Origin of the sequence: Streptomyces sp. NPDC001634 (genome assembly GCF_040298185.1) — a bacterium.
Classification (GTDB): Bacteria; Actinomycetota; Actinomycetes; order Streptomycetales; family Streptomycetaceae; genus Streptomyces.
The window spans coordinates 120031-144718 of record NZ_JBEOZU010000003.1 but is presented as its reverse complement, the minus strand read 5'-3'; the positions used below and the strand labels follow the sequence as shown (position 1 = coordinate 144718).

Genomic DNA, 24688 nt, shown 5'->3' with positions numbered 1-24688 from the left:
CACCAGTTGCGGTCGTGGTGACTCCCGACCCGCGGCAGTTGTTCAAGTCAGGTCCACCCCCATCTTGTGGGCCAGGCCGGTGGCGAGCGCCGCGATGGTGGGGTGTTTCCACACGAAGTCGTTGGCGAGTTTGATGCCGAGGCCCGCCTGCAGCCGGGTGCGCAGTTCCATGGACAGCAGTGAGTCGAAGCCGAGACTGCGCAGCGGTGTCTGCGGATCCAGCCGTGCGCTGCCGGACTGGAGGACGATGCCCATCTCGTCGGCGAGATAGGCCTCCAGAGCCGTTCGCCGGGCGAGAGCGGAGTCGAGCCCTGTCAGGTGGGCACGGATGTCGGTTCCCGTGACTGGCTTGCCGGTTGCTGGTGCGGTGTCGTGAGCCCCCTGACCGTCCACGAGGTCCGCGAAGAAGGGGGAGCTGCGGACCTTGGGCAGGATCCAGGATTCGGGTGGGCCGGGCAGGACACCGGCCGTCACCCGCCGATGGGCGAGCAGTGCCTCGAGGGCGCGCAGGCCGGCTTTGGTGCCGATGGTCTCGTAGCCCCGGTCGGCGAAGCCGGTTGCGACGCCGGTCTGTCCCCACGGCCCCCAGTTGACGGCCAGGGTGGGCAGCCCTTGGGCGCTCCGCCAGGCCGCGAAGCCATCCAGCCAGGCGTTGGCGGCGGCGTATGCGCCCTGGCCAGGGTTGCCCAGCAGCGAAGCCATGGACGAGTACAGCACGAACCAGTCGGCCGTGTGCCCCGCGAGGGCCTCGTGGAGTCGCCAGGCCGCTGTGACTTTGGGCCGCCAGACGCGTTCCAGCTGTTCGTCGGTGATGTTGGTGACCACGGCGTCGTCGAGCACCATCGCCGAGTGCACCACTCCCCGCAGCTTCAACCCGTCTGCTGTGGCGGCGGACACGAGCCGTTCGGCCACCCCGGGCCGCGAGACGTCACCCAGTTCGACGGAGATGCGGGCACCGCCGGCACGCAGCCGGGCCAGCTCGGCTTCGGCGGCATCGCCGGGCGGCGTACGGCCGTTGAGGACGATGTGCCCGCCGCCCAGTTCGGCCAGGCGTGCCGCCGTGGCCAGGCCGACTCCGCGCAGTCCCCCGGTGACGATGTACGCGCCGTCGCAGCGGACCGGCGAGGGCGGCTCGGCGTGCATGGCAGTCGTCTCCCCGTGTTCGGGCACGGTCAGGACGAGCTTGCCGATGTGGCCGGCGCCCGCCATGAGACGGAACGCGTCCGTGGCCCGGGCCAACGGGAACTCCTGGTGCGGCAGCGCCTGGAGGGCGCCCGCGGCGAACAGGTCCATGACCTCGTCCAAGAGGTCGTGGAACACCTTCGGACGGTTCTGCTGGAGCTCGATGAGATCGACACTGCTGAAGGTGACGTTGTGCCGGAACGGTGCCAGCCCGAGAGTGGTGTCGGCGAGGATGTCACGGACACCCAGTTCGACGAACCGGCCGAAGGGGCGCAGTGTCTCCAGGCCCGCCCGGATCGCCGGCCCCGACAGTGAGTTGAGCACGACGTCGACGCCCTTGCCTCCCGTCGCCTCACGGGCCTGTTCGGTGAAGTCCAGTGACCGGGAGTCCATGACGTGGCGTACGCCCATGCCGCGCAGATACCCGCGTTTCTCGTCGTTCCCGGCCGTGGCGAGTACTTCGGCCCCCAGATACCGGGCGACGGCGACAGCCGCCAGGCCCGTACCTCCGGTGGCGGAGTGGATGAGTACGCGTTCGCCCTCGGCGAGGTGCGCCACATGCCGCAGGGCGTACCAGGCGGTGAGATACGCCGTCGGGATGCCGGCCGCGGCCACGGCGTCGACGCCGGGTGGCAAGGGGACCACGGCGTCGGCGCGGACCGTGGTGAACGAACCGAAGGCGCCACCGGCGAGATCCACGGCCAGGACGGTGTCCCCGGCGCGAACGTGCCCGACGCCCGGGCCGACAGCGGTCACCGTCCCCGTGCACTCGAAACCGATACGGTCGCCGCCGCCCGCACTTGGCTCCGCGGCAGGCAGGAGTCCCATGACGGTAAGGACGTCGCGGAAGTTCACTCCCGCCGCGGCGACCTGGAGCTCCACTTCTCCCGGGCCCGGCGGGCGCTCCCGGCCCACCGCGAGGTGCAGGGAGAGCAGATCTCCGGGGCGGCTTGCGCGCAACCGGAAGCGGTCCACCCCGTAGCGCACCCTGCGGGCGGTCGCGGTCAGGCGTTCGGTGTCCGTCAGGGGGGCGGGGACGAGCCGGGCCACGCGGCGCTCCGCACCCCGTACCGCCGTCTCGTCTCCGGGTACGCCGCCCAGCAGGAGGCCGGCGGTCTGCCGCAGGTCGTCGTCGGACCGTCCCATGTCGAGAAGGGTCGGATCCAGTTCCGGGTGCTCGTGCGCCAGTACACGTACCAGGCCGCGGACCGGGCTCTGGGCGGGATCGGGCATCTCACCCGCTTCTACGGCGCGGGCGCCCTGCGTGACGACGTACAGCCTCGGTGAAGGGGAGCAGTTCGCGACCGCCTGGACGACGCCCAGGAGCCGCTGGGTGCGCTGCAGGGCGTCCACCGTGGGATCGACAACCGGTGCCTCGGAGCCCGGTGCCTGCCCGGAAGCCGCCCGTACGACGCCGGACACCTCCGGTCCGTCGCCCGGCGCGCACAGGAACACCACGGCGCCCGGCGGATCGGTCAGTTCCCGCTCGGCCATCATGGAGCGCAGTGCGGGGACGCGGTGCTCGCTCTCCGGCAGGGCGGCGACCCGGGCGCGGGCACCGGACGCGCGAAGTGCGTCGGCGAGTGCCTCCGCCCGGGTCCCGCGATCGCCGACCACCAGCCAGGCACCGGCCGCCGCGGACCCCGCCGTCGTGGCGGGCAACGCTTCGGCGGTGGGCGCGGGCTGCCAGTCGACGGCGTAGAACCACCGGTCGACGGCGGTGTCCTCGTTGACTTCGTGGTGCCGGAAGCGCAGCCCGTTCAGGGCCATCACGGTACGGCCGTCACCGGTCAGCAGGCGTACGTCCGCGACGATCCCACCAGGCTGTTTCTGCGTGATCTTCGCGTGCCCCTGCACGATCGCGCCGAGATCACCGTGGATTCTCAGCGATCCCGCGCCGACCGGGAGGACCAGGCCGCCCGCAGCCTCGTCGCGTAGCAGCGATGCCACTGCAAGCTGTGCGCACAGGTCGACGAGCACGGGATGGACGCACAGGGAGCCCGGTGTCGGACCGGCCGCGGCCGGGACGGCGACGCGTGCCCAGACGCTGTCGCCCGTGGGTGACAGACGCAGTTCGCCGATCCCCGCGAACGCCGATCCGTGGTACAGGCCGCGCGAGCGCAGGCGCTGGTACACGGTGGCCGCAGACAGGACCACCGGGTGTTCCGGAATCAGGGCGTGCACGGGGACGGGCGCGGGTTCGCGTGGTGACCTGCCCGAACTCAGGGTTGCACTGGCGTGCAGCACCCACTGCGCCTCGTCGTTGTCATCCGGACCGTCCTCGTCGCCGTCGGCACGCGCGAAGATCTCGCAGGTGGCGCGGCCCCGGGCGGACAGGTCCGCCGTCATGGTGATCTCGGAGCGGTCCGCCAGTGCAAGCAGCTCATGGAAGGCGATGTCGCTGACCTCCACATGGCGCGGCGGTGCGTCGAAGGCCTGGCAGGCGGCGGTCAGGGCAAGGGCGCAGTAGGCGGCTCCGGGCAGCACCACCGCGTTGTTCACCTGATGGTCGGCCAGCCACGGGTGGGCGCGTGTCCCCGCCTCTCCCCACCAGGTGTGCCGGACGGGACGGCCCGGTATTCTCCCGTGAACTCCGGGGAGGGAACTCTGTGTGCCGCCCGGCGCGGAGTCCGCCGAGAGGCCGGGTGCCGCCGTGGACCTGCCGTCATCGGGCCGGTCGCCCGGATCCACCCAGTGCTGTTTGCGGTCGAAGGCGATGGTGGGCACATCGGCCAGGGAGCCGCCTCCGTGGAGGACGGCCCAGTTGACGGGTACACCGGCGCAGTGCAGGGCGGCGAGCTGGGTGCGGAAGGTGGCCCGCCCGTTCTCCTCCCGTCGAAGAGTGGGCACCACGACGGGGGCGTCGACAAGTCCTCTCAGGCTGCCCGCGATGGCCTGCGTGACGACGGGATGCGGGGACACCTCCACATACGCCGTGTGCCGGTCCTGGGCGGCCGTACGGACCGCGTCAGCGAATTGCACGGGGCGGCGCAGGTTGTGGCACCAGTACTCTGCGTCGAAGGCAGGGGCCGCACGAGGGTCGTCCAGCACCGTGGAATAGAACGGTACGGCGGGCGGGCGGGGTGTCAGGTCGGCAAGTGCTGCCGCCAGTTCGGGTAGCAGCGGCTCCACCTGGGGGGAGTGCGAGGCGACGTCCACCGCTATGAGGCGGGCGGCAACGTCCCGGGCGTCCCAATGCTCGACCAGGCGTTCCACCGTGGCCGTGTCGCCGGCCACGACAGTGGACCCGGGTGCGGCCAGGACCGCGACGGAGACCGATGCGGAGGCGTCGGCGGATGCCAGTTCCGCCTGCACCTCGGCACGGCCCAGCGCGACGGTCGCCATGGCACCGGCGCCCGCGATGCGGGTCAGCAGGGCGGAGCGCCGGCAGATCACCCGGACGCCGTCCTGCAGGGACAACGCCCCCGCGACGACGGCGGCGGCGACCTCGCCCATCGAGTGGCCCACGACCCCGGCGGGCTCCACACCGTAGGCCCGCCATGTGGCGGCCAGGGCGGTCTGCACGGCGAACAGCACCGGCTGCACACGTCCGCACCCGGTCACCTCCCGGCCCTCCCGTACGACGTCCAGTACGGAGAAGCCGGCCTCGGCGGCGATCAGCGGGTCGGCTTCGGCCAGGGCGGCGGCGAACGCCGGTTCGTGCACGAGGAAGTCGCGGGCCATGCCCGGCCATTGGGAGCCCTGTCCGGAAAACACCCACACCGGCCGCCGGCACACACCGGCCGCCACTGCCCCCGACACCACGCCCGGTACGGCCTGCCCGGCGGCGTACGACCGCAGGGCGCTGACGAACGCCGGGCGCGAGGACGCCACCACGCCGAGCCGTCCGCATCCGGCCGGGCGGCGCAGCGCGAGGGTGTGGGCGACATCGCCGAGTGGCACGTTCGTGCCCTCGCCCTCCAGCCAGTCCGCCAGCCGCCGCGCCGCCGTGGGCAACACGTCTGCCGAACCGGCAGGCACCAGCAGGACATGCGATTCCACGCCCACGGCGCGCGCCCGGCCAGGACGCGTGCCGGGTGAGCGGCGCACGGCTGTGGCCGGCGCCTGTTCCAGCACCACGTGGGCGTTCGTGCCGGAGAACCCGAACGAGGAGACGGAAGCGAGCCGGGACGGCGTCCTCGTGGGCCAGTCCGTCAGTCGGTCGGGCACGAAGAAGCGAGTGTTCTCGGAGGCGATGGCCGGGTTCCAGCAGGTGAAGTGCAGGCTCGGCGGGACGACACCCTGCCCAAGGCACAACACCGCCTTCACCAGACCGGTAACGCCCGCCGCGGGTTCCAGGTGCCCCAGATTGGACTTCACCGAACCCAGCGCACAGCGGTCCCGCCCCTTGCCGTAGACGCGGGCCAGACTCGTGAACTCCACCGGATCGCCGACGGGGGTGCCCGTGCCGTGCGCCTCGATCATGCCCACCTCGCCGGGGTCGACCCCGGCACGGGCCAGCGCCTGGCGGAACAGTGCCTCCTGGGCCGCCGCCGACGGCGCGGCAAGGCCGTCCGACCGGCCGTCCTGGTTCACGGCCGAGCCCCGGACCACGGCCAGCACCCGGTCACCCTCCCGCACGGCGTCCTGCAGACGCTTCAGGACGACAACCGCGCAGCCCTCACTCCGTACGAAGCCGTCTGCCGAGGCATCGAACGCGCGGCAGCGGCCCGTCGGAGAGAGCATGCCCATCCGTACGAACGACCGCGTCGTCCTGGAGGCAAGCATCAGGGTGACACCCCCCGCCAGCGCGAGATCGCACTCCCCGTTCTGCAGGGCCTGGCCCGCGAGGTGCAGGGCGACCAATGAGGACGAGCACGCGGTGTCCAGTGCCACCGACGGCCCCTGCAGCCCGAGCAGGTAGGAGATGCGGCCCGGCGCGACGCAGTGACCATTCGTCAGGACCGCCCCCTCCAGCTCCTTGGGGTGCCCGGCGAGGCTGTCCATGTAGTCGGTGTAACTCAGCCCCGTGAACACCCCGGTGGACGTTCCCACGAGTCGGTCGGGTGGCAGTCCCGCATGCTCGAGTGCTTCCCAGGACACCTCCAGCAACAGCCGGTGCTGGGGGTCGAGTACGTCCGCCTCCCGTCCGGAGACACCGAAGAACGCCGCGTCGAAACCCGAGACGTCCCTCAGCCAACCGCCCTGCCGGGGCAGTGCGGCATCACGCACCCGCCCGATGTCCGTGCGCGTGGCCGGTGGCTCTCCGACCGCGTCGCGGCCGGCGGCCAGCAGCCGCCACAAGGCAGCGGGGGAGTCGACGTCCCCGGGCAGCCGGCAACCCATGCCGACGACCGCGATGAGTCCGCCCCCATCGGCTGCTGAACCCTGCTCGTTCATTCCCACGAGCTCCTCCCTCTCCTGTCGTCGTCGGATTGCTGTGCCGCGCCGCCGTCAGACGGCGTCCGGGCTGCCGAGGAGAATCACGCTCTTCACGCCGCCGATCTGGTAGTTGCAGGTCAGCGCGTAGTCGAAGTCGAGAGGCCTGCTGCTCGTGCCGGGAACGGGATCGAACGGCAGCCCGTCGGCGGGCTCTTCGCAGTTCGCCGTGGGACACACCTGGCCCCGCTCCATCATCAGCAGACTCAGCGCCACCCCGACACAGCCCGCCGGCGCGCCGTTGTGACCGAAGCAGGCCTCCTGCGAGGTCATCACCAGGTCGCTGTTCGGGCCGTAGAGCTGTTTGGCCGCGTTCGCCTCGAAGGCGGTGACCACCACGTCACCGTCGCTGCCGCCGTGGATGTAGGGCACCTGCGATATGTCCCACCGGTCTCCCAGACACTGGCGGACGGCATCCACCAGCGCGGCTCCGCTGTCGTCGCTCGCCAGGGGATTCACCAGGCCGTCGCGGGTCATGGCATGAGCCAGCACCTGACCATGAACGCCTGCGCCTCGGTCGTCTGCGTGCTTGCGGGACTCCAGGATGAGGGTTGCCGCGCCCTCCCCGTGGTTCACACAGTCCGCACGGCGGTCGTACGGGCGCATCAGGCGGTCGAAGGACGGCAGGAGTTCCGGCATGCCGTCGACCCGGACGGCCTCGTACGCACCCTGGGCGGAGCGCAGCAGCCGCTGGACATTCAGGATCACGTCCACGCCGAAGAGGTCCACGCCCGACACGACAGCCAGGTCGACCACACCCGCCGCGATCATCCGCTGAGCGTTGCCCACCTGCACCGCGGACGAGGCGCAGCCGCAGGACACGGTGAAGGACGGGCCGGTCGACCTTATGAGCGCGCCTTGCACCAGGGAGACGTCGGACGGTGTGAGGCCCTGCTGGCCCCGCACGAACAGTTCCATCGCCTCCTGCGGGCTGGTCGTCAGCGGATCGGCCTCGAGCACCGCCATGTAAGGACCGACATTGGTGTCCACCCCGCCACGCCCGGCCAGAACGGCCGCCCCCGTCAGGTCACCCGCGCGGAAGTCCAGCCCGGCATCGGCGCAGGCCTCCACCAGGGAGACCAGCCCGAACCTGTGGGCGTTGGTGTAGTGCCGGGAGAACGCCGGCGGGATGTCAGGCAGCCGTGCATCGAACATGGCCTGTGACAGGTCGACGGCGCCGTAGTACACCTCACCGTGCGCGAGGCATGACGCCCCACGGGACGCGACATCCCAGACGTCGTCCGCGGTGAAGACCGGCTGGCTGCTGCCCGGCAGGCAGAACCCCATGCCGGTGACCATGACGTCCCGCGCGCTCGCTCCGCCGCGGACCGGTCCTGTGGATGTCTCGCGTTCTGGTGGCGAGCAAAGGGAGTTGCTCATCTTGACCTCCAAGGGCGGTTGATGGTGCGCTGGCGCCACGACCGGAAAGCAGGGCGCGGCACCGGTTTTTTTCTGTGAGTCCACTCATTGCCGTCGCCGCGGAGTCGACGCCCGGGCTATTCCGCTCCGGGCTGATGGCGCGTCCAGCGGTACACCGGCATCGGGCCCTCACCGATATCGATGAACTCGCCGGTGAATTCGTAGTGCTCGTATCCGCCCCAATAAGCGATCTTCACCGGAACTCCTGTTCCGCCGCACGGCGCCTGCACCACCTGTGGAGCACCGCTCGGACCGCCTTTGAGTAACACGAGACTGATGGAGGACATGGGAGTATCACCTCGTGCGACGTGGAAAGGATGAGAAAAGCCGGTCGGATGTGGCTCTGGTAAGAGCAGTTCAAAGAGCCTTCCTAACTTAGGACCTGGCAAAATGCCGACAGAAGCGGGGCATAGGAGCGCGAGAAGGGCGTGCGATCGAAAACTCTTTCCGCGTGTTAATCGCTGTGCAAACGAGCTGCCTGCAGGTCGGACGGTGCTCCGGCGCACACCTCCGGCCGGGCGTCGGGAGTGCGGCCGTTGCCCTGCGTGGTGAGGCAGGTGAGCCGTCAGCAGCGATACAGGGCTGCGTCGGGCTCGAGAAAAGCCAGTTGGTCGTGGGGGCCGCGCGCGTAGACCGCCGGCCGGAAGGGAGGCCGCTTCGGCGCCTCCCTCGTCACTGCGCGTGCTGGATCTGCTCCCCGTGTTCGACCTCGGGGACTCCCGTTTCGACTGTCAATAATATATTCATCTTTATAGGAACTCGTATGCGGAAACGGTTGTCGAGCGTGATCCGGTCGTGAATGGCTGAAATGGATGTGCCCGACCATCGAAACGCGCTGCTATGCTGGCGGCAGGGAGCGGTGTAATGGGGAGAGGGTCATGCAATGTCTTCGCTCGAAAGGCATGTCAATGCACAGGCGTCGGCATTGCGGAGAGTGACGAGCTCTTGGAGTTCATCCACCTGTCGATAACCGCGGACACTCCGAGGCCGGGTCTTCGCAAGGCTTTCATCGCCTGCCCACGTGGACACTCGGTCCCCATGGGCACCCGGGTGTATCGCCCGGGGCGACCGCCTGCCTCCGCTCCAGCCTGAAGCGCGTCCAGCCCGTCACCGGACGAGGCGGTGTCATGGGTGCGATTTTGAATGAATTCAGAAAGAACTGAACGTGCCCGGGGGGAGCCGCGCCCTGTCACGGCAGTGCACCACACGGTTGAGTACAGGGGTTCTCACGTGACTGGAGAAGCAAGGTGCAGCCTTTTCATACTTCATTCTTCCCCGCTGATTCGTAAGGCGCTGCTCGACCTTTTTCGGGACAATCCAGGATTCACGGTGATGGGCAGCGGCCTGCGTCTCGGCGACGCGGTTCCGTTGATAAGGAGCGCAAGGCCCGACATCCTCCTCGTCGAATACGAGCAGTGGTACACCTGCCAGGAGTTCCTGAGGAGCAGTCTTTCCGCATGGAACACGCGCGTGGTGATGTACAGCCGGGACAACACCCCGCAGTCCGTTGCGGATTCGATCAGAGCCGGTGCAGCGGCATTCGTCCATGACTCGTGTCCGCCGGAGAACATCGTGAAAGGTCTGCATGACGTGTCCAGTGGGCGGGCCTTCTGGCATCTGGGGGACGACCGCGAGGACAGCCAGGAGCCGAAGGCCCGCGAGGAGCGGTCGCGGAGCGAGCGGCGGCCGGCGAAGCTGAGCAACCGTGAGGAGCAGGTCCTGCAGTTGCTGCTGATGCGTCGCTCCAACGAGGAGATCGCCCAGGAGTTGTTCCTCACCCGCCAGACCGTCAAGAACTACGCGAGCCGGGTCTTCCGCAAGGTCGGGGTGTCCGGGCGCAAGGAGCTGTTCCAGGCGTACGGACCCGCTTCCCGCACCGTACGCCCGGGTATGCCGCGGCGGTACCTGGGTGGCATCCGAGAGTGAGGCGATATGACGACCGAAGAACAACCAGTGATCCTCACCGGAGGCGGTGCGGTGGCCGTCCTCACCCTGAACCGGCCCGATCGTCACAACGCCATGTCGGGGGCTTTGTTGAGCCGGCTGGCCCGGCAGCTGACCGAGCTGACGCAGGCCGGTGCGGAGGACCGTCCACGCTGCCTTCTTGTGACGGGCGCGGGTCGCTCGTTCTGCAGCGGCGCGGACACCAAGGAGCCCGCCTGGGGAGACCTGTCCCTGCGCGCCGAGCGCCGGGCGCACTTCACCGCCGTGTTCTCCGTGCTCCATCAAGCCCCCTTCCCCGTGTTCGCCGCCGTCGAGGGGTATGCGCTGGGCGGCGGACTCGAACTGGCCCTTGCCTGCGACCTGGTGGTGGCCGGCGGCGGCGCACTGTTCGGCCTGCCGGAGCTGGGGATCGGTGCCGTCCCCGGCGGCGGAGCGGCTCACTCACTGATCCGCAGGGCCGGCCGCGGAGTTGCCGCCAGAATGCTGCTGACCGGTGAGTTCATCAGCGCACGCGAACTGGCGGGATCCGGTGCCGTCGACCGGGTCACGGAAGACGGCTCGGCACTTGCCACGGCGCTGGGCATCGCCGGCCGACTGGCCCGGATCGAACCGGAGTTGCTGACAGCCGCAGTGCGACTGCTGCGGGACTCCGGCCATCTGGACCGGCCGGCGGCGCTCGGCCTCGAAAGCGGCTTCTGGTGGGAGGCGGCGTCCCGAAAGAACTGAACGCAAGGAACGGCGCGCGGCTTTGCCCTTGTGCCGCCCCCGCGGGCAACCGCGAGGCCGGCGCTGGGCCGCTATGGGGTCGCGCCGCCATGGACGGCCGTCCCGGGAATCCACCGGGACGGCCGTCCCACTTGTGTGCGCGCTGCGACCCGACCTCGGGGCCGCCGCCTCGGCGGACGCGCTACGACGGCCCACGGCAACGGCAGCCGCCCGGAGGTTGAGTACCTGCGGTCATCGTTCACCAAGGGCATTGAGTACCTGGCGGCAATCCCGTGGGCCCAGTAGCTGTGATTACTGTCAGTGCATGGTCAGTCACCGAAAGTTCTCTGCAGGTCATCCGGATCCGATTGTCCTGACCGGGATCGGGTGCGTCCTGCCGAACGCCCCCGATGCCTCAACCTTCTGGGATCACGTCTCCCACGGCGTCTCACAGGTCGACCGCCTCGACCGGTTCGACCCGGGCGTCGAAGGTATGCCCGTCCACGTCGCCGCCCAGCTCCGCTCGTTCGACCACCGGCCGTATCTGCCGAACCTTCCTGACGCCCATGCGGCCAAGTACAGCAGGGAGATCCTGGCCACCATGTCGGCCGTCGCCGACGCCTACAAGGACGCGGGCCTCACCCCGGGCCAGGTGCCCGCCGACCGGCTGAGCATCATCCAGTCCTCCTCGCGCGGCCCTCTCGCCTGGTGGCAGTCCGCGATGACCGGTACGGCGCCCACCGATCCGTACGGCGACAGCGGCGCCATGTTCCGCGGGCTTGCCGGTTGCCCGGCAACGATGTCAGCCATCCATCTGGGGGCCCGCGGCCTGGTCACCACCATCAGCAGCGCCTGCGTCGGCGGCCATCACGCCATCGGCCTCGCCCTTCGCGAACTGCGCGACGCCGGCGCGGACGTAGTACTCGTCGGGGGCCACGAGTTCCCCATCCTCGCCGAGGTGGCACGCTGCTACCTCGCGCTCGGAAACGGTGTGCTCTCCCCCGAGCGCGACGACCCCGCCACGGCCGTACGCCCCTACGACCGCACCCGCCGCGGCTTCGCGCTCGGCGAGGGCGCCATGACGCTGTGCCTGGAGCGGGAATCCTCGGCACGGGCCCGCGGAGCGCGCGTCTACGCACGGATCCTCGGCCACCGTGCGCTCAACGAGGCGGCCCACGGCACCACCATGGACATGGGCGGCGACGTCACCGCGTCCGTCGTCACCGGTGTCCTGAACGACGCGGGACGCAAACCGGAGGAGATCGGCTACGTCTGCGGGCACGGCACCGCCACCCGTAACAACGACATCGCCGAAAGCCGTGCTCTCAGGAAGCTCCTGCCCCGCCACGACGACTCCGACCTGCCGCCGCACGGCTCCAACAAACCGATCTACGGCCACACCTTCGGCGTTGCCGGAATCATCAATGTCGCCGCAACCGCGCTGATGCTGTATCACCAGCGGCTCGCCAAGACCGCCAACCACGCCACCCCCGACCCCGAGTGCGCCTACGACCATGTGTCGGACGGGCCCAGGGACACCGAACTCGACCTGGCCGTCTCCCTGTCGTTCGCCTTCGGCAGCCAGACGTCCGTCATGGCCCTGGAGCGGGCATGACGCTCCTCGCCGAACGGACCCTGCCCCGGCCGGGCACCGGCCCTTTCATCGCCTCCGGTCCCGACGAGCTGATCCGTGCGTTCGTCGTGCCCGGCACACACGTCCACGCCGCTGCCACCATGTCCCGGCCCAATGCCCTGATCAATGCCGTGGCCCGCGTCTTCGCCGGCACGCGGAGCCTCACTCTGAGCACCACCGCCGTCCACTCCAACGCCCATGCGCTCGCCCTGTCGGGGGCCGTGCGGAAGGTCATCACCGGCTTCCTCGGCGACACCTATCCGGCACCCCGGCCCAATCGGCTCTACCGTGACGTCGCTTCCGGACAGCCCTTCGAGGTCGAGCTCTGGTCGCTACTCAGCTACACCCAGCGGCTGATGGCCGCGGCACTCGGACAGCCCTACGCCACCACGGGCTCGATGCTTGCCGAGACCGATCTGCGCGACGGCAAGGACGGGGTGCTCCACACCGTCCCGCACCCCGAGGACCCCGGACGCCAGGTGACGCTGATGAGCCCCCTGCGCCCTGACTTCACCCTCTTCCACGGGGTGTGCGCCGACCGGCACGGCAATGTCGTCGCCTGCCCTCCGCTGGGTGAGGGCGCCTGGTCCGCGTACGCCGCTCGCGACGGCGTGCTCGCCTCGGTGGAGGCGATCGTCGACGACGAGGTCGTCGCCGGAATGCCGGACAGAGTGGTGATCCCCGCCGCGCGCGTGCGGGGGCTGTGCGAGGCGCCGCTGGGCGCCCATCCGCAGTCGCTGCGCACGAGCGGACTCGCCGGGATCCCCGGCTATCTCGACGACTACTCGTTCCTCACCGACATCGTCCGGGCCTGCAAGACGGCGGACACGGCACAGGAGTGGTACGAGACCTGGGTCGGCGGTCTGAGCGGCCATGACGCCTATCTGGACCGGCTCGGCAAGGAGCGCCGCGACACCCTGCGGCTGACCGACGACACCTGCGGCCGTACGGGTCCCGCCGCGACGCGCGGCACCGCCACGGCGTCAGGAAACGCCACGGCGCCCGGCAGCGTCACAACGCCGCCCGGAAACCACGCGGTCGGCGTCGCCCCGACCGACACCCTGGCACCGCCCACCGAGCAGGAGCAGCTGATCGTCCTCGGCGCCCGCGCCGTCGCCGACCTCGTCGCGGAACGCGGCTACGACACCGTCCTCGCCGGAATCGGCGCCTCGCACATGGCTGCCTGGCTGGGCGCCAGACTGCTGGCCGCCCGCGGGATCAGGGTCGAGATCGCCGCCGAACTCGGCCTGCAGTCGATGGACCCCGTGCCCGGTGACGTCTTCCTGTTCAGCCAGCGCCATGCCGGCCGGTCCCGGATGCTGGCCGGCATACCCGAGACGCTGGGCGGTGCGGTCGCCGCCAACCCGCGCTGCCTGGGGGTCCTCGGCGCCGCCGAGATCGACGAGGACGGCAACATCAACACCACGGTGCTGCCCACCGGTCGGTGGATCACCGGCTCCGGCGGCGCCAACGACATCGCGTCCGCGGTGGACTGCCTCGTCGTCGCCCAGGCCGCCCCCCGCCGCTACGTCACCTCCCTCGCCCATCTCACCAGCCCCGGCCATCGGGTGCGGGACGTGGTCAGTCAGTTCGGCCGTTTCACCAGGCCGGGTGCCGGCAGTCCGTTCCGGCTCACCCGCTGGCTGCCGCCGCTCACGAACGGTGCGCCTTCCCGGGAGGGCACGCAGGCGGCACCGCCCGCCACGCCCGCCGAGGCCGTACGGCGGCTCACCTCGTGGCGTGTGCCGGAGCCGGAACCCGCCGACGAGAAACCCGTCACCCCCGAAGAACTCACACTGCTCCGCAGCATGGACCCGGAAGGTCACTACCGATGAACCCCACCGGTACGGCATCCATCGCAACCCCCGCACCCCATGACGCCGCTGTCCGGCGTCCGTTGCCGCCCACCGCGATCACCCCGGCCCGGCTCAGCGGCATCGGCCACTACTTCCCCGGTGAGCCGGTCACCAACGCGTACTTCGAACAGATCGACGCGCTGGGCATCGACGACGCCTGGATCCAGCGGCACACCGGCATCCGCAGCCGCCACTGGCCGTCCGAGGACAAGGAGCGCGCCGTCGAGATGGCGGCCCGGGCCGTGGAACTCGCCCTGGCCGACGCCGGTCTGGCCCCCGAGGACGTCGACCTGCTCATCGGCACCACCTCCACCACACGGCCACGCGTCAATCCGTCCAGCGCCACCAACAAATACATGGACATCTCACTGCCGTTGCAGCACCAGGCCGGGCTGCGGCACGCGATGTGCTTCGACGTCACCGCCGTCGCCTGCGCCGGGTTCATGTACAGCAGCGCGACGGCCTGTGCGTTGCTGCCGTCGCTCGGATTCCGCAACGCCCTGGTCGTCTGTGCCGAGAACCCCAAGCCGATCCTCAACTTCGACTACCGCTACTCGGCGCTCTTCGGCGCCGGTGCGGCGGCCGCGGTCTGGTCGGCCGACCCCGAGCACCGGGGGCTGCTCGACGTGGCCCTGCACGCCGACGGCTCGTACTTCGACGCCTTCGACATCGATGAGAACGACAAGATGCTGATGCGGGGCGGGCAGGTCGGCGCGCTCGGCCCCGAACTGCTGACCCAGGTCGGCCGGGAGATCCTGGAGCGCAACGGCCTCACCGTGGACGACATCGACTGGTTCATTCCGCACCAGGGCAACCTGAACATGATCAAACAGGTGTGCGGGGCGCTCGGGCTTCCCCGCGAGAAGGTCCTGACCAACATCCAGACCCGCGGCAACACCTCCAGTGTCAGCATCCCCAGCTGCCTGTCGGAGAACCTGCGTTCCGGCAGGGTCCGGCCGGGCGACCTGCTCGCCGCCATCGGTATCGGCCGCGGCTTCAGCTGGGGCGCGATGCTCTTCCGCTACCGATGACCGGCCGTACGGCGCCGGCCCGACCGGGGGACAGACAGTGAACGACGAGACATCGACATGGCGCGGCAGCGGTCTGCGCCTCGCGGGGTACGGCCACTACTATCCCCGCACCCGTGTGGAGACCACCGATGACGGCTCACACGAGGGCAACGGGGTCGACACAGCCGTGATCGGCACGCTCGGCGTCAGCGCCCGGCACGTGGCCGAGGAGGACGAGACCGTCCCCCTCATGGCCGTCCGGGCGGCCGGCCAAGCCCTGGAGCACGCCGGCCTGGACGCCGCGGACACGGACCTGCTGATCCTCAGCAACTGGACCGACCGGCAGTTCGTGCCGGAGCACGGACCGCAGGTGGCCCATCTCCTGGGCGCGGGGAAGGCGTTGGCCTTCGACGTGTGCGGGGCGTGCACCGGATTCGTCCATGGAGTGCAGACCGCCGCGGCGCTGCTGAAGACGCGTCCCGGGTGGCGTACGGCGGTCGTCGTCTCCTCCGAGCAGTTCTCCCGGCGGGTACGGCCCGGCAGCAGGGGGGAGCTCGTGGTCGGTGACGCGGCGGGTGCCGTGGTGCTCGTCAAGGGCGAGGCACGGGGCGAGGACGGGTTGTGGGATTCCCTGCTGATCAGCGACGGCGCGGCCCGCGAAACCGTCACCGTCCTTCCGCCGAGGGGCTGGATCAAGAGCAGCAAGACCCTGGTGGATGTCGCGGTCGCCTCCCACGCCGATCTGGTGGGACGGGTGCTGGCCCGTGCGGGGCTGAAAATGGCGGACATCGACTGGGTCGTACCGCATCCCGGCACACAAGCGCTCCACCGTGCCGTGCAGGAGCGGCTGGGCATCCCCGACGAGCGGTTCGTCACCAACTTCGAGCAGCGCGCCAACACCGGCAGCGCCTCGATCCCGATCGTGCTGTCCGAAATGGCGCGGGACGGCCGGATGAAGCCCGGTGACCTCTTCCTGACCCCGACCGTGGGATCGGGCTGGTTCTACGGAGGGTTGCTGTTCCGTGCCTGATCAACAGATCAACGCCCCTGACCGTCAACGCTCCTGCCCGGCCGGAGTCCTCCGCGGCACGGCCCTGGTCACCGGCGGCAGCCAGGGCCTGGGCGCGACCGTCGCCCGCCGCCTCGCCGCCACTGGACGGCACACCGTCATCTGCTCACGTTCCCAGGACAATCTGGACGCCTGCGTGAAGTCTGCCGCCGCCGACGGCCTGACCCTGCACGCGTTCCGCGCCGACGTCACCGACGAGGCGTCCGTCGACGCCCTGTTCGCCCATCTGTCCGCCGAGGCGCCACCCCTCGACCTGTGCGTCAACAACGCGGGTCGCAACTACTCGCATCGGCTGGTGAGCGTACGGTCGGGTGAGAACGGGACACCGAGGCTGAGCCCGCACCCGGTCGAGGACTTCGAAGGGACCGTGCGGCTCTGCCTCACGGGTGTCTTCCTGGTGGGCCGGGCGGCAGCCAGGGCCATGCTCGCCGCCGGCACCCGGGGCGCCATCGTCAACATCTCGTCCACGGTCCGCCACGGCGCCTACGGGCAGTCCGCCTACTGCGCCGCCAAGGCAGGCGTGGAGTCACTCACCCGCACCTGGGCGACGGAACTCGGCGAGTACGGGATCCGGGTGGCGGCCGTCGCCCCGGGAGTGCTCGACGGCGACGCACTGCGCAGGCGCACCTCCGCCAGCGCCCGGCACGCCGCCTACATGGACGACCTACGGCGGCACATTCCGCTGCGCCGCTGGTGCGACGAGCAGCACGTGGCCGAGGCGGTCGCCTTCGTGGCCGACAACCCCTCGGTGACCGGGACCGTACTGGAGATCGACGCCGGAGGGCTGCCCGCGCGTGTCCTCGCCACAACCGACCGAACGGTGGAATCAGCATGAAGACCGGCTTCGCAACGGATGTCATGGACGGACGAATCACCCTGGTGACGGGAGCCAGCAGCGGTATCGGCACCGTCATCGCGACGATGCTGGCTGCGCACGGCGCCAAGGTGGCGCTGCTCGCCCGTAGCAAGAAGGAACTGCAGCGGCTCGCCGAGGAGATCGGGAGCGAGGGCGGACAGGCGGTGGCAGTCGCAGCCGACCTCACCGACGGCGAGGCGGTGGCAAAAGGCGTCCGCCGGGCGGAGGAACTGCTGGGGCCGGTCGACCAGTTGGTGCACTGCGCCGGTGAGGCCCGTAACCAGGCGTTCCTCTGCGACCAGACGGAAGAACAGTGGACGGCCCCCCTGGACATCAATCTGCTGGGCGCCTTCCGGGTGGCCCGCGCCGTCGTCCCCGGGATGATGGAGCGCCGCAGAGGCGGTGTCGTCATGGTGTCCTCCGTCGCGGGCAAGCGCGGACTGCCCGCCAACACCTCCTACTGCGCGTCCAAGTTCGCGCTCAACGGTCTCACCCAGGCGCTGGCCGCCGAACTCGGGGCCTTCGGGATCCGGGTCAACGCGGTCTGCCCCGGGCTGACGGACAGCCCCGGGGCCACGGACGGCGGCCGCTACGGGGACGCATTCATGGCCAGTCTCGCCAAGTACCACGGCCCACCCGATCTGACCTGGGAACGCTATCTGAGGCGCGCGGTGGGCGCGACGATCCTGCGCCGGCTGGTACGGCCCGAGGAGGTCGCCACCCTGGTGCTTTATCTGCTCTCCGACCTGTCGGGAGGCATGACCGGGCAGGCCGTCAACGTGGACGGAGGTGCCCTGTGAGCCGCGCGACCACCACCCTGGTACGGGGCCCCAGGGACACCCTCGTCACCGGTATGGGCTTCTGTCTGCCAGGAGGGCCCGACCGTCCGGTACGGACGGCGGATGACCTGTGGGGCACGGCCTCCACCGGAACCAGCCACGTCGACCAGGGCGGCTTCCACCACGGCATGGTGCACGGTGCTCGTGAGGCCCTCACCGAACTGCTGCCCGAGCTGCCCGAGGGCCACCTGCGCAGCTACGCCGACGTGCATCTGTACGGTCTGGTGTCGCTCGCCGAGGCCTGCGCGGACGCCGGGCTCGACCACAGGTCCGGCGAGCTGTCCCACGCCGCCGTGCTCACCGCGCGGGCGGGCGTGGACAGCAACTACGACAGCTACCGGGCCTGGCACGAAGCCGACCCGCGCAGCGTCAGCCCGGCGGATGCCAAGTCGGTGTTCATCAGGGCGATCGTCGCGGGAACGTTCAGCGACGTCGGCCCGGTGCAGGCGGCCCTGCTGGGCAGCACCGGTGCCTGCTACGTCGTCACCTGCGGCTGTGCCTCGTCGGCCGTGCTGCTGGGGCTGGCCCGCACGGTGATCGCGGACGGACAGGTGGACCTCGCCGTCGTCACCGGCGTCGACCGGTTCGATCCGGAGCGGTTACTGCACGGCGACCGGCTTCGGCAGGTCGTGGCTCGCGAGCCGGTCCGCCACCACACCGAAGCGCCGACCTCCCGGTTCGACCGGCCTATGCGGCCGTATGACGCCCGCGGCCAGTCCATGAACTACGGCGACGGCTCGGTCACCCTCGTCCTGGAGAGCCGCGCGCATGCCGAGCGGCGAGGCGCCCGCTCCTACGGCGCGGTGCTGTCCCAGGCCACCACCCGCGCCGGGCTCAAAAGCGCGTTCGCCATCGACGCCGGGGGCGGAGCGCTTGCGGAGGCGGCCCGGCGCTGCCTCGACGGGCGTGCCGAACTCGCCGAGGTGCCCTATATCAACGGAGGCGCCGAGGGCGATCCACTGTTCACCCGGATCGAGGCCAATGCAGTACGCGCGCTGTACGGCGATGACTCCCGCTCGGTACTGGTCAGTTCGCAGGAGGCCTGCTTCGGGCACTTCGGTGCGGGGCTCGGCAACCTCGGCGCGGCACTCTCGTTGCTGATGATGCGTCACGGCCAGGTGTGCCCCACCGCCAACTGCGAGAAGCCCTCGGACGTCTGCACCTTCGACCCCGTACCGGGGACGCAGCCGAGGCCGCTGGTCTTCACTCGCGCCCTGAGCTTCAACTATCAGATCGGTGGCGTCAACAGCGCGCTGCTCCTGGGAGGCGCCGATGTCGCCTGAGGCGCCCTTGTTGCGGCTCGCGGGTGCCGGACTCGTCCTGCCGGGACCCGAGGGAACCGCGTGCACCGATGTCGACGGCTTCTGGCGGATCATCCGCGCGGGCGCCAACTGCCTGTCCGGATACGATCATCCGGGACTGCCGCTGCGTCTGGCGGGGACCGTGCGCGACTGGGACCCCGTACGGGAACTGCCGATCCCCGAGAAGAACGTGCTGCGCCTGTCCAGAGCCGCCCAGCTCGCCATCGGTGCCGTGCACTCCGCGCTGGCCGACGCTCGCCTGCAACCCTCCGACCTTGCCACGGGGCGGTCCGTACTGGTCGTCTCTTCCTTGCAGTTCGCCTTCCCCGAGACCGTCCGCTATTACGCCATTGCCCAGGTCAAGGGCATTGCGGCGCTCGGCATGGACTACTGGCTGACGGGTACCCCGCCCAGTGTCCACAGCGCGGTGGCGTCCTCACTCGGCCTCGCCTGTCCCACGCTGAGCGTCACCGGTTCCTGCAACGTGGCCCTCCGCGCCCTTCACGTCGTCCAGCAGATGTTCCGCTGCGGAGACGTGGACCGCGCGGTGGTGGTCGGGGTGGATGTCGCCACCGACCCGGTGTTCGTCGCGAGCACCACCCACACCGGCCGCACCGGCTACCGGGCCTCCTCGCTCTCCGCGGACCCGGGGGACGTACGGCCTCACGATGACGTCCAGTCGGGCAACGCCACCGGCGAGGGAGCGGTCGCCGTCGTCCTGGAGAACACTGCCACCGGCCGGGGGTCCGGCCTGCGCTACCGAATGCGCTTCCACTCCTCCCGCAGCAATGGACCGTCCACGGTGGCCACCGGACCTCCCGACAACGTCGTCGGGGACATCTGCGCCGTGCTGGCTTCGGCCGACCGGTCCCTGGCCGATGTGGCGTTCGTCAACGACTACGCGGACGGCAACCGCTTCGTCGAGGACCACCTCTGCGGGGCGCTGACCGGCGCGCGTGAGGCGACCGGACACCACGGCGGGCTGCTGCTGACCAACCAGGAAGCCGTCTTCGGGCATGTGTCGGGCACCGGCGGACTGATCAAGCTGCTCGGCAGCCTGCTGATGCTGCACCACGGCGAGATCGCGCCGAGCGCCAACTGCCGGGTGCCCTACCGGAATCTGCCCGCGGAGCCGGTCCTCGGGGAGCCCCGGCCCACCGATGGGGACAGCGCCCTGGTGCTCTCCTGCGGGGCGGGCGGCGACGCCACCAGCATGCTCATCGAATACGAAGGCCACGAAGGTCTCCAGGGACACGAGAGCCACGACGGACACGAAGGCGGCGAACTGCCATGACTCATGCCGAGGACGGCCCGGCACAGCCGACGACTGCTGCCGAGTGGAACCAGCTGAGGGCACCCTTCGGTGCCCGGGGCGGGCACAATGCTTCCGAAAGGGCCACGATCCGGTCCGCCTCCGGCGCGTTCACGGTGCTCGACGCCGGCCCCGGGCCGGCCGGCGGGGCACTGACCGGGCCGCTCGAAGCCCTGGGAGTGCGGACGATACTGCCGGGACGCCCCGGCTGCGAGCGGGCGACCGGCTACTGCGCCGTCCTCATCGGCGACGGCGCCTTCGGCGCTCTGCCGTCGCCCGGCCTGGACCGTGCTCGTATTCTGGCCGCCGCCCGGGCGATGGCCCGGGCGGGCGGCGGCCGACTGGTGCTGGTGACCGACACGGGCTCCGAGACCCATCCCGCGGAGCTCTTCGAGAGCCGGGCGCAGATGGCCGCCGATCTGGGCTGGTGGCAGCACCTGGCCGCCACCTTCGCCGGATCCGGTGTGGTGGCCAACATGCTGCTGACCGGCTACGCCCCCGAACTCGGCCACCGGTTACCGGCTCTCGCCGAGGCCGGAATGCTGCGCTACCAGGTGCAGCGCCGCTTCACCACGGCCGCCGAGGTCGCGGCGGGCGTGGCCTTCCTGCTCTCCGGCGGCTGCTCCTATCTGGTGGGGGAGACCCTGCGTGCGGACGGCGGCGCCGGGCTCGGGCAGATCCCGGCGCTGCCCGAGGGCGCCCCCGACTGGCCGCTCCCCGCCGTCCCCGAGCCCACCACCGCCACAGCCACCATGACCACCGGCCGGTGCGTCCTGCCGACCGGACCGGTCGCCGGCCCCCCGCCCTACGTCCGAGCCGACCTGGCCGGAGTGCGGGTCCTGGTCGCCGGAGCGAGCAGCGGGATCGGCCAGGCGGCCGCACTGCACCTGGCCGAACGCGGCGCCGACGTGGTGCTGGCCGCACGGCGGACCGCCGCGCTCGACGAGACGGCCGAGGAGGTGACGCGCCTGGGCCGCCAGGCTTGGACGCTGCGCTGTGACCTCTCCGACGAACAGGACGTGGCCGGCCTCGGCGGCAGGGCCTGGGAGGCGGCCGACGGTGTCGGCGCTCTGCTGTACGCCGCGGGCCATCTCGGCTTCAGCCCGGTCGGCGGGGACGCGGCCTCCGCGCGACGGACCTTCGCGGTCAATCTGTTCGGATTCGTCGCCGTGACCGAGAACCTGGTGGCCCGCTGGCGTGACGAGGGCACACCCGGCTCGGTCGTCGGGGTGTCGTCGGTGAGCTGCTCCTTCTCACCGGTGGCCGGACTGGAGTACTACGGTGCGAGCAAGGCGGCGATGGCCCAGTTCATCCGGTGCCTCGCCGTATCGGCGGCCCGCCACGGCATCCGCGCCAACTGTGTCGCGCCGGGCATCATCGACACCCCCATGGGCGAGGCGGCCGGACCCGGCCACCGCCGTGGCTGGGTCAGCCGGATCCCGGCGGGGCGGGCGGGGCAGCCGCACGAAGTGGCCTCGGTGCTCGGTCATCTGCTGAGTCCGGCGGCGCGACGGCTGACCGGCAATGTACTGCGGGTGGACGGCGGCTTCGGCCTCGGGGACCTTGCGCCTCTGCGCGTGGGATACGGCCGTGACCGGGCAGGAGCGGTCCGGTGAAGGCCGTCCCGGCACCCGTACCCGAGCCCCCGGCGGACTTCCCGGCCGTCGCGCTGGTCGCCGGAGCGTCCTCGGGGATCGGTGCGGCCGTGGCCCGCAGGCTCGCCGCACGGGGCAGCGCCGTGGCGCTTGTCGGCCGAAGGGCCGGTGAACTGGAGTCCGTTGCCGCCGGGATCCGCGCCGACGGAGGCAACGCCCTGCCGATCGCTCTGGATCTTGCCGCCGACGGGGCGCCGCAGGAAGCAGTCGAACGGACCGAGGACCTGCTCGGCCCGGTGGAGCTGCTGGTGTGCAGTGCCGCGGCGATCCGCCTGGCCGATGTGCACGAGACGGAGCCCCGGCACTGGGAACTGCAGCTCCGCGTCAATCTGACCGTGCCGTTCCTGCTTGCCCGGCTGGTGCTGCCGGGGATGCGGGCGCGGGGTGGTGGCTGGATCGTCGCCATCGGATCCGGCGTCGGCTCGGAGACGGTGCCGGGCAGCGGCGCGTACGGCGTCAGCAAGCATGCACTCAATCGGCTGACCGCACTCATCCACGAGGAGAACCGCGACCACGGTGTTCGCGTGGTCACCGTCAGCCCCGGTTGGGTCGCCACACGACTGGCCGCCCGCCCCGCCGATCTCGGCGTGGCCGACGACGACGTACTCACCCCCGAGGACATCGCGGAGACAGTCGAGTGGCTGGTGGACCGTCCGCCGCGGGTGCGCGTCGGCCCGCTTGTGCGGGTGGAGCCCGCCGCGCGCCACGCCGACGCGGCAATCGCCATGACCCAGCATGTCAGGGCACGCTCCGCACGGTCCGCGGCCCTCACCGCGGTCACCACGACCTCGCGGGAGGAAGGCTGATGGCGGCCACTCGCACCCTGATCGAGCACGATGTCCCCATCCCCATGCGGGACGGCACCGTTCTGCGTGCGGACATCTGGCTTCCCTCGCCCGCCGGCCCGTACGGCGACCCGGGTCGGGACGCGCCGCCATGCCCGGCCGTGCTGTTCCGCACGCCCTACGACAAGTCGGCGATGAACCTCGCCACCCTCACCCCCGCCCAGTGCGTGGCCCGCGGTTACGCCGCCGTCGTCCAGGACACGCGCGGCCGCCACCGCTCGGACGGTGACTGGGCGCCGCTGGCGTGGGACCGGGAAGGACCGGACGGCTATGACACGATCGAGTGGATCGCCGCACAGCAGTGGTGCGACGGCGGGGTGGCGATGGCCGGCACCTCGTTCCAGGCGATCGTCCAGTGGCTCGCCGCCATGGACAAGCCCCCGCACCTCAAGGCGATCGCCCCGGCCATGTCCACCGCCGCGCGGTTCGACGCCGAACAACTCGGCGGCTGCCTGCGGCTCGACCATCTCACCAGCTGGCTGGGGCTGATGGCACTGGACTGGGTCGAGCGGCAGGCTGCCGCCGGCAAGCCGGTGAGCGAGGGGACCACCGCGGAGATCGAGAGACTGATGACCGACCCGGAGAGCTGTCTGCGGCTCCGGCCGCTGACGGACGTCATGGACTTCGACGGGCTCCCGGGATGGTTCAGGGATGTCCTGGGCGGACGGGCCGCCGCCGTGGCCGACTACCGGCTCAGCGCCATCGACGTACCGACGTTCTCCGTGGGCGGCTGGTACGACGTCTTCTCGTACGGCACCATCGAGCTCCACCGGGCCATGCGCGCCAGGGATCCGCGGCCAGGCCACCATGAGCTCGTGATGGGCCCGTGGGTGCACTCCGGCCAGCTCCCGCAGATCCAGGGCGAGGTGAACACCGGCCTGTACGGCTCGGCACAGGCCGCCGGGCTCGCCGATCTGCACCTCGACTTCTTCGACCGCCACCTGCGGCCGGAACCAACCCGCAGCCTCCGGCCGGACGAGGAGGTGCGGTACTTCTTCATCGGTCCCGACACCTGGCATACGGCGGCGACCTGGCCGCCACCTCAGGCCCGCATCCGCACCTGGCAGTTGGCCGGCGGCACGGCTCCGGGCGAGGGCGGACGACTGGTCCGCGAACCGGCCGCACCGCGGGGGCAGGGGTGCGACACCTTCATCTACGACCCCGAGGACCCGGTCCCCACGCACGGCGGCCGAGTGCTGCAACTGGGCCGGCTCGTGGCCGGTCCGCTCGACCAGAGCCATCTGGAGGACCGTCCCGATGTGCTGTGCTACACCTCGGAGTCGCTGACCGAGCCGGTCGCCGCGGTCGGACGCCACCGGCTGCGGCTCTCCTTCTCCTCGGACGCCCCCGCGACCGCGCTGGTCGCCAAGCTCACCGATGTCGGCCCTGACGGCCGGTCACTGATCGTTGCCGATGGCAGCATGCATGTGGACCTGCCCAACACGGACCCCGTCGCGGTGGAGGTGCTGCTGGGCGACACCGCCTGGAGGTTCGCGGCCGGCCACCGCATCCGGGTGCACATCACCAGCAGCAACTTCCCCCATCTGGACCGGCATCCCAACGTGGCGGGCCGGGTCGCCGAGGCCACGCATTGCCGCACCGCGCAGCAGACCGTCTGGCACGGCGGCCCGCGCGGCTCAGCCCTGGACCTCCAGGTACTGCCACCCGAGGAGGAGTGAGCGC

At 70.7% G+C, this 24688-nt stretch carries 16 protein-coding genes; 13 read left to right on the top strand and 3 right to left on the bottom strand.

What is annotated here, in order from left to right; genetic code table 11:
• Positions 1-42: 42 nt before the first annotated feature.
• The 3 genes from ABT186_RS03155 to ABT186_RS03145 form a co-directional block, all read right to left on the bottom strand.
• Positions 43-6522, bottom strand: coding sequence for a type I polyketide synthase (locus tag ABT186_RS03155; protein WP_351923341.1), 6480 nt, complete (start codon positions 6520-6522; stop codon positions 43-45).
• Positions 6523-6576: 54 nt separating this feature from the next.
• A complete protein-coding gene (locus ABT186_RS03150) occupies positions 6577-7860 on the bottom strand; it encodes a beta-ketoacyl synthase N-terminal-like domain-containing protein (RefSeq protein ID WP_351923396.1) in 1284 nt (427 codons plus the stop codon).
• A gap of 197 nt (positions 7861-8057) precedes the next feature.
• Positions 8058-8267 carry a DUF5988 family protein gene (locus ABT186_RS03145; protein WP_351237598.1) on the bottom strand — a complete coding sequence of 70 codons (210 nt, stop codon included), beginning with the start codon at positions 8265-8267 and terminating at the stop codon, positions 8058-8060.
• Between the two features lie 1045 nt (positions 8268-9312).
• Between ABT186_RS03145 and ABT186_RS03140 the strand changes: the two genes are divergently transcribed.
• From ABT186_RS03140 to ABT186_RS03080, 13 genes are all read left to right on the top strand, one after another.
• Positions 9313-9906, top strand: coding sequence for a helix-turn-helix transcriptional regulator (locus tag ABT186_RS03140; RefSeq protein ID WP_351237596.1), 594 nt, complete (start codon positions 9313-9315; stop codon positions 9904-9906).
• A gap of 6 nt (positions 9907-9912) precedes the next feature.
• Complete coding sequence (locus ABT186_RS03135) at positions 9913-10650, top strand: enoyl-CoA hydratase/isomerase family protein (RefSeq protein WP_351237594.1); 738 nt, start codon at positions 9913-9915, stop codon at positions 10648-10650.
• A 304-nt stretch (positions 10651-10954) separates the two neighbouring features.
• On the top strand, positions 10955-12244 hold the full coding sequence (locus tag ABT186_RS03130; RefSeq protein ID WP_351237910.1) for a beta-ketoacyl-[acyl-carrier-protein] synthase family protein: 1290 nt from the start codon (positions 10955-10957) through the stop codon (positions 12242-12244).
• Positions 12241-14097: a CoA-transferase gene (locus ABT186_RS03125; protein ID WP_351923339.1), complete on the top strand. Its 1857-nt coding sequence runs from the start codon at positions 12241-12243 to the stop codon at positions 14095-14097. The genes ABT186_RS03130 and ABT186_RS03125 overlap by 4 nt, the downstream gene beginning before the upstream one ends.
• Positions 14094-15149: a ketoacyl-ACP synthase III gene (locus ABT186_RS03120; protein WP_351237522.1), complete on the top strand. Its 1056-nt coding sequence runs from the start codon at positions 14094-14096 to the stop codon at positions 15147-15149. The genes ABT186_RS03125 and ABT186_RS03120 overlap by 4 nt, the downstream gene beginning before the upstream one ends.
• A 37-nt stretch (positions 15150-15186) precedes the next feature.
• The gene (locus tag ABT186_RS03115; protein ID WP_351237520.1) at positions 15187-16158 is read left to right on the top strand and encodes a ketoacyl-ACP synthase III; all 972 of its coding nucleotides are present in this window, start codon (positions 15187-15189) and stop codon (positions 16156-16158) included.
• Positions 16151-17032: an SDR family NAD(P)-dependent oxidoreductase gene (locus tag ABT186_RS03110; protein ID WP_351237518.1), complete on the top strand. Its 882-nt coding sequence runs from the start codon at positions 16151-16153 to the stop codon at positions 17030-17032. Before ABT186_RS03115 ends, ABT186_RS03110 begins: the two co-directional genes overlap by 8 nt.
• Positions 17029-17853: an SDR family NAD(P)-dependent oxidoreductase gene (locus tag ABT186_RS03105; RefSeq protein ID WP_351237516.1), complete on the top strand. Its 825-nt coding sequence runs from the start codon at positions 17029-17031 to the stop codon at positions 17851-17853. Before ABT186_RS03110 ends, ABT186_RS03105 begins: the two co-directional genes overlap by 4 nt.
• Positions 17854-17906: 53 nt before the next feature.
• Entirely contained in the window at positions 17907-19175 is a 1269-nt protein-coding gene (locus ABT186_RS03100) for a beta-ketoacyl synthase N-terminal-like domain-containing protein (RefSeq protein WP_351923394.1), read from the top strand.
• Complete coding sequence (locus tag ABT186_RS03095; RefSeq protein ID WP_351237920.1) at positions 19165-20487, top strand: beta-ketoacyl synthase; 1323 nt, start codon at positions 19165-19167, stop codon at positions 20485-20487. Before ABT186_RS03100 ends, ABT186_RS03095 begins: the two co-directional genes overlap by 11 nt.
• The gene (locus ABT186_RS03090) at positions 20484-22121 is read left to right on the top strand and encodes an SDR family oxidoreductase (RefSeq protein WP_351923337.1); all 1638 of its coding nucleotides are present in this window, start codon (positions 20484-20486) and stop codon (positions 22119-22121) included. The genes ABT186_RS03095 and ABT186_RS03090 overlap by 4 nt, the downstream gene beginning before the upstream one ends.
• Positions 22118-22966, top strand: coding sequence for an SDR family oxidoreductase (locus tag ABT186_RS03085; protein WP_351233517.1), 849 nt, complete (start codon positions 22118-22120; stop codon positions 22964-22966). Before ABT186_RS03090 ends, ABT186_RS03085 begins: the two co-directional genes overlap by 4 nt.
• Positions 22966-24684 carry a CocE/NonD family hydrolase gene (locus tag ABT186_RS03080; protein WP_351923335.1) on the top strand — a complete coding sequence of 573 codons (1719 nt, stop codon included), beginning with the start codon at positions 22966-22968 and terminating at the stop codon, positions 24682-24684. Before ABT186_RS03085 ends, ABT186_RS03080 begins: the two co-directional genes overlap by 1 nt.
• Positions 24685-24688: the final 4 nt, after the last annotated feature.